This is a genomic window from Bradyrhizobium sp. MI1.7 (genome assembly GCF_055811795.1).
Genome location: NZ_JBVVPO010000006.1, coordinates 23,379 through 29,736 on the forward strand (window position 1 = coordinate 23,379; position 6,358 = coordinate 29,736).

Annotated in this window: 5 protein-coding genes; 3 read left to right on the forward strand and 2 right to left on the reverse strand. The window is 57.6% G+C overall.

The window, feature by feature from the left end:
* The first annotated feature begins 57 nt into the window (after positions 1-57).
* Positions 58-759, forward strand: a complete 702-nt coding sequence (locus tag AC0L3X_RS08700; protein ID WP_231144483.1) for an alpha/beta fold hydrolase — start codon at positions 58-60, stop codon at positions 757-759.
* Positions 760-1,146: 387 nt separating this feature from the next.
* Positions 1,147-2,574 carry a DUF1254 domain-containing protein gene (locus AC0L3X_RS08705; protein WP_283018569.1) on the forward strand — a complete coding sequence of 476 codons (1,428 nt, stop codon included), beginning with the start codon at positions 1,147-1,149 and terminating at the stop codon, positions 2,572-2,574.
* Positions 2,575-2,796: 222 nt separating this feature from the next.
* On the opposite strand, the gene AC0L3X_RS08710 is transcribed toward AC0L3X_RS08705, so the two are convergent.
* The gene (locus AC0L3X_RS08710; RefSeq protein ID WP_063986536.1) at positions 2,797-3,039 is read right to left on the reverse strand and encodes a DUF1127 domain-containing protein; all 243 of its coding nucleotides are present in this window, start codon (positions 3,037-3,039) and stop codon (positions 2,797-2,799) included.
* Between the two features lie 159 nt (positions 3,040-3,198).
* On the opposite strand from AC0L3X_RS08710, the gene AC0L3X_RS08715 reads away from it, so the two are divergent.
* Complete coding sequence (locus tag AC0L3X_RS08715; protein WP_063984451.1) at positions 3,199-4,773, forward strand: winged helix-turn-helix domain-containing tetratricopeptide repeat protein; 1,575 nt, start codon at positions 3,199-3,201, stop codon at positions 4,771-4,773.
* Positions 4,774-5,018: 245 nt separating this feature from the next.
* Here the strand turns inward: AC0L3X_RS08715 and AC0L3X_RS08720 are convergent, their stop codons facing one another.
* A complete protein-coding gene (locus tag AC0L3X_RS08720) occupies positions 5,019-5,987 on the reverse strand; it encodes a glycosyltransferase family 2 protein (RefSeq protein WP_081369463.1) in 969 nt (322 codons plus the stop codon).
* Positions 5,988-6,358: the final 371 nt, after the last annotated feature.

The window sequence follows — 6,358 nt, forward strand, 5'->3', positions numbered from 1 at the left end:
GAGTTGGTCTTCCAATGCCCTTCATCGCTGAAGCTCGTGCAAAAAAGGAAAAGCAGTATGTCTGCGCAAATCAAGCCAACGATCGTTTTCTGTCACGGCATTTGGGCCGATGGCTCCTGTTTCAGCAAAGTCATTCCAGCATTGCAGGCCGACGGGTACGAAGTGATCGCCGTTCAATATGGCCTGGACTCCTTTGAGGAGGACCTGGCGACGGTGAGGCGCACACTCAATCGTGTTGGCAGCCCGGTCCTTCTCGTCGGCCATTCGTATGGCGGCGCCACCATCACGGGCTCGGGCACCGATGAACGCGTGGTCGGTCTCGTCTACATTGCAGCGGTCGCTCCGGATGCCGGCGAGACCGTACAGGACCAGCTCGACAAGTATCCGTCGGATATCTTCTCACGCGTCGAGGTCGCCGATGGGCGTGCCTGGATGCTTCCGAGCGGCACCGAGTTCTTCGCAGGAGACCTCTCCGCGGAAGACCAGAAGCTGGTTTGGGCCACCCAATATGCGCCCGTCTACAATCTGTTCCAGCAACAGAAGCTCAGCGCCGACAAGATCGCGTGGCGGTCGAAGCCGAGCTGGTACATTCTGGCCACGCAAGACCATACCGTGCATCCGGATCTGCAACGCTGGGTGTCGAAGCGCATGGGAGCGACGGTCACCGAAGTGGCGAGCAGCCACGTGCCGATGCTCTCCCAGCCAAATGTGGTTATCGACGTGATACGCAAAGCCGCGGCCGCCGTTCAAAAAAGCTGATCGCAAATAAGATACATTGCCGGACATGAAGGAGAGGTCGTTCGCGAGGCGACCTCTCTTATTCATGGGCTGGCGTGCGACGGCCGCTCTTGGCCCTTCGCAGACGTGGCGTTGCTCGATGCAGATTTCGGCTTGTGACCCCAAGCTGGCGTGTTGGGGCATTGGCGCGGTGTCGGCTTTTGACCCGAAGCGGACATTTTCCGAACGAATGAGCATCAACGTATTGGAAAATGCTCATGAAATCGGATTTCGATTGTAGTTCAGCGCGATTTGGCCTGACAGCTGCAAGCTGTTCGTTTTTCCGTAGTCCGCTGAGACTATTTCGTGAAATGATGACCCAGCTTCCCGGGTGTCTATTTGGCGCCCTTTCGCGCGTGGGTGGTTCACATGAACATTCGATCAAGTGTATTGGCCGCCGCTCTGACGGGCTCGATATTCGCACTGACGCCAAGTGTGTCGCAGGCGGAATGGCCTGACATCCGCGAGGCCAAGGCCATCGCCGAGGAAGGCTTCATCTACGGGCTGCCGATCGTGATGAACTACGCCGTCATGTACGAATATGCCGTCGACAGGAACTCTGGGCAATTCAAGGCGCCGTTCAACCAGATCAAAAACGAGGCGCGTGTCTATACATACAAAGACACGGCCGTAATAACTCCCAATAGCGACACGCCCTATTCGCTGTTATGGCTCGATCTGCGCGCCGAGCCGATCGTTCTTTCCGTGCCGGCTGTTGACAAGAGTCGCTACTATTCAGTGATGCTTTGCGACGGCAACACGTTCAATTACGGATATATCGGTAGCCGCGCGACCGGAAGCGAGGCCGGAGATTATATGGTGGTTGGGCCGAACTGGCAGGGTGCCACTCCGCCTGGCATCAAGAAGATGTTTCGCTCCTCGACACAATTTTCCGCCGCCGCCTACCGCACCCAGCTCTTCCATCCGGCAGATATGCCGAACGTTGAGAAGGTCCAGGCCGGCTATAAGGTGCAGCCCCTGTCGGCCTATCTCAAGCAGCCCGCGCCCCCCGCCGCAGCGGCCGTCGACTTTCCCAAGGCTAATGCGGAGTTGGTGAAGAAGAACTTCTTCGAGTATCTCGACTTCGCTCTCCAATTTGCGCCGGCCGGGCCGGAGGAAAAGGAAATCCGCGCCAAGCTCACGCGCATCGGCGTCGGCCCCGGAAAGACCTTCGACTTCAAGGATCTTCCGCTGACCCACAAGATTGAAATCGGGCTGGGGATGAAGGACGGCGAAGAGAAAGTTGAAAAGTATCTTGCTAGTGGACAGAAAGACGTAAATGGCTGGAAAATCGGATCGCTGTTCGGAGACCGGCAATTCTACAGCGGCGACTGGCTGAAGCGCGCTGCCGCAGCCAAGGGCGGCATCTATGGCAACGACGCAATCGAGGCCGTCTATCCAATGACGAAGGCGCTTGCTGATGGCGAGGTGCTCGATGGTTCCAAGTACAAGTACACAATCACTTTTTCCGCCGGACAATTCCCGCCGGTAGAGGCTTTCTGGTCGGTGACGATGTATGATGGCAAGAGCCAATTGCTGATCGAGAATCCGATCAACCGCTACCTGATCAACTCGCCGATGCTGCCGGACATGAAGAAGAATGCCGACGGCTCTCTCACGTTGTATATCCAAAAAGATTCGCCCGGCGTCGACAAGGAATCCAATTGGTTGCCGGCGCCGAATGACGAAATCTACCTCGTGATGCGTTTACATTGGCCGAAGACAACGGCGCCTTCGATCCTGCCGGCCGGTGGGGGCTCATGGCAGCCACCGGCCGTTGTGCGCGCAGCCAACTAAGCAATCTGAGGTGATCGAGTGATGCTGGCCAAGGTCCGCTTGTGGCCCTTCGCAGACGTGGCGTTGCTCGATGCTGATTTCGGCTTGTGACCCCAAGCTGGCGTGTTGGGGCGTTGGCGCGGTGTCGGCCTTTGACCCTAAGCGCAAGCCGGTATCCCTGCCGCTAAGCGGCTCGCGTCGACCAATTTCCGACGTTCCGTCCACCGCTGCCGGAGGCCGTCATCATCCGACCGATCGGATGCCTCGCGGGTCAGTATGTCGGTTCGAGGCCACGTAGTCGATCTCGCCATACGTAATCCCGATATCCTTCAGCTCCTGATCACTCAGGTTGCAAAGATCGCGCCTCAGCCGCTCCCATTTCCGCCACTCTTGAAAAGCGTTCCAGCAATTCCTGAAAACGCTGACATTGCGTCGCTGAGAGTCCGTCGTCTGGACCAAGCCCGTTGTCTGATAAATCATGCTCATCGCAGCATCCTCGGGCACCTTGTTTCCACCCTGGCATGCTGCCAAAATCCGGCCCAGCGCGCTTGATCTGCTGCTTACATTTTCCTTACGGACAGCTTATTCTTTATTTTCCAAGTGGTTGCCGGGCCTGACCGGAGACCGTCCAAGGGATTTCGCGTCTTGCGCTATCTCTTCGAAGACTACGAACTGGATTCCGGCCGCCGCGAGCTGTACCGCGACACAAACGTCGTTGCCCTGGCGCCACAGACGTTTGACTTTCTGGATTACCTCATCCGCAACCGCGAGCGCGTAGTTTGCAAGGATGAGCTCATCACAACCATTTGGAAGGGGCGGTGCGTATCGGATGCCGCGCTGACGACCCGCCTGAATGCCGCTCGGTCCGCAATTGGCGATTCCGGGGAGAAACAGCGGTTGATCAAGACGCTGCCAAGAAAGGGCTATCGCTTTATCGGTATGGTGCAGGAGGCTGACGGCGCCCCCACTGTGGCAGTCACAGAAATCCAGAGGGAGACGGCTAAACCCACCCTCACACTTCCCGACAAACCGTCGCTGGCCGTTCTGCCATTCACCAACCTGAGCTCCGATCCAGAGCAGGAGTATTTCGCCGACGGCATGGTCGAGGACATCATCACCGGCCTTTCACGGTCCAAATCGCTGTTCGTCATCGCGCGACAGTCCACTTTTACCTACAAAGGCAAGGCTATCGACATCAGGCAGGTCGGGCGCGAGCTGGGCGTTCGGTATGTGCTCGAAGGCAGTGTGCGCAAATCCGGCGATCGGGTTCGCATTGCCGGGCAGTTGATCGAGGCCACGACGGGTGCTCATCTTTGGGCGGACCGGTTCGACAGCCAGCTCAAAGATATCTTCGATCTGCAGGACCAAGTGACGAGTAGCGTGATTAGCGCACTCTTTCCTCAATTGGAGCGCGCCGAGATAGAGCGCGCAAAGCGCAAGCCAACCGAAAATCTTCAGGCCTACGATTACTATCTGCGTGCACTCTCGAGCTTCTATGAATTCACCCGCGAACAAAACATTGAAGCCCTCAGACTGATCCGGCTTGCTGTCGAGATCGATCCCGGATTGGCCTCAGCATACGCGCTTGGTGCTTATTGCTATCTGCAACGAAAGATCTTCGGCTGGACGATCGACGCGGATCAGGAACTGAACGACACCCGACGGTTGGCAAGGCGTGCGATCGAGCTCGATAAGGATGATCCAACCGTACTCGTGAGAGCCGGGCAGGCAATTGGCGCCGTATTATATGAGATCGACGATGGCGTGGCCCTCGTCTCCCGAGCTCATGAGCTTAACCCGAACCTGGCTGTTGCACGGTATACGATCGGCTGGGAACACATACGGCGCGGTGACATAGAGGCGGCGCTCAAGCAGTTCCACGCCGGGGGGCGTCTAAGCCCGATGGATCCGTTTCTTTTTCTGCTGCAGACCGGCATAGCGTTTGCGCATTTCTTGACGGATCGATACGAGGACGGGTCATCATGGGCCAAGTCGGCTGTGCTGCATCGGCCCAACTATCTCAACGCACAATTTATTCTGGCGGCATGCCACGCGATGTCTGGAAGGGTCGAGGAAGCCCGGATGATCGGTGCACGCCTGGTGGAAGCGAGGCCGGCTCTGCGCGTCTCCACACTCGTTCCAAAGCTCGCTCGATTTTACAGGCCGGAACACCTCGAAAGGATAGCGCGAGCTTGCCCCATCATGGGTCTCCCCCCATGAGTGCTGCGGTTGCCGGGAAATACTGGTCTCATTCCAATTCCCATCAACGGCGCAGTATGCAATGTCGGCTTGTGGCCCTTCGCAGACGTGGCGTTGCTCGATGCTGATTTCGGCTTGTGACCCTAAGCTGACGTGTTTGGGCGTTGGCGCGGTGTCGGCTTTTGACCCATAGCGGACCTTGCCATTTCGAGCGGCGGTCAGTTAGCTGCGCTATCAGATCAGAGCGTTCCCGCAGAAAGGATGAATTAAATTGCACCCGGCGCGCGCGCCCGAGCACGGATGATCTTGTTGAGAGCCATCAGGACCGAGGGGCGCAGGATTTGGATTGCGTCACGGATCGTTGCGCCGAGTGGCTGCCGGCCGATCCGTCCGCGTAGTCGAGCAACCCGCAACGCACGCACGACCGTTTCAGGATCGGGAAGTTCTCCTTTATCTTCCAAAAGGCTCCAAGTGAGGCGTTTGAGATCGACTGTCTCTTGGTCAATGTGAGTGAACGACCCGTCTGCCGTGATGCAGGGGTGGTTGGTCATGTCGTAAAAGATAAGACCATCGTCTATCGCTACCATGTCACCATGGCAGGCCAGATCAATGAAGAACAGTTGGTCGACCCCCCAACTTATCGACTTGTAGTTTCGCATCAGGCAGCCGGCTTTGACGACGTTGCTATTGACCAACAGCGTCGATGGGACAATTCCGAGCGACCGCGTTTTGCCCACCAAATAGAGATCAGTCAGGCACTGTTGGCCCGAATACACGTAAATCTCACCCCCTTGCCGGTACTTTATGCCTTTGTCTTGCACCAGATGGCTTGTGGAGGTGATGACTGCCGCGGCGGGGTAGGCCAACGCAAGTCTCGCGAAAGACGTAAGCGCCCCTGGCGCGAGCCAGTCGTCGTCATGCAACAATTTGATCCAGGGACCGCGACACGCAAGCATCGCATTGTTCGTGTTCTCGACCTGACCACGGCCTCTGCGGTTCTCGACGACTCGGATGCGCGGTTCTGTGCTGACATATTCGGACAAGAGGCGACAACTCTCGCCCACTAACCCTTCGTCGTCGCTGATCACCATTTCCCAATCGGAGAAGTCCTGCTGCAGCACGCTTTCGATCGCGCGTTGCAGCCCAAAAGGACGTCGAAAGGTTGGGATCGCGACCGAAATGAACGACCGGAGTTCCGCCTCGCTGCTCGACAGTTCTGCTGGAGACACAATCATCATCCCCTAGACGCAAGACCGCTCAACAATAACAGTTCTCGGGGAGCGGCAACATCCTAGATGTCCGGATGTGGCCCTTAGCGGACAAATCCGCGTCCTGAACTGTTGGACCGCTTTTGCCGCTTAGCGAACCTGGCCATCAGCTCAAATGTCCGCTTGGCCCATAAGCGGCCTTCCTCTCCTTACAGCTGTAACCATCTCCCTCCGGGGAGACATCGTTCGGTAGCGCGCGCCGCTTCATTCTTGGCGTGGGGGCGCGGGCCCCCCCCCCCCCCCCCCCCCCCCGGGGCACGCGGGGGGGGGGAGGGGGGGGGGGGCGGGGGGCCACCCCAAAAACACACCCAAAAAAAAGGAAAAGAGATATAATAAAA

What these genes read in the sequence shown, in the direction of transcription:
- AC0L3X_RS08700 (WP_231144483.1), top strand. Translation starts at nt 58, where the DNA reads ATGTCTGCGCAAATCAAGCCAACGATCGTTTTCTGTCACGGCATTTGG.
- AC0L3X_RS08705 (WP_283018569.1), top strand. Translation starts at nt 1,147, where the DNA reads ATGAACATTCGATCAAGTGTATTGGCCGCCGCTCTGACGGGCTCGATA.
- AC0L3X_RS08710 (WP_063986536.1), bottom strand. Translation starts at nt 3,039, where the DNA reads ATGAGCATGATTTATCAGACAACGGGCTTGGTCCAGACGACGGACTCT.
- AC0L3X_RS08720 (WP_081369463.1), bottom strand. Translation starts at nt 5,987, where the DNA reads ATGATTGTGTCTCCAGCAGAACTGTCGAGCAGCGAGGCGGAACTCCGG.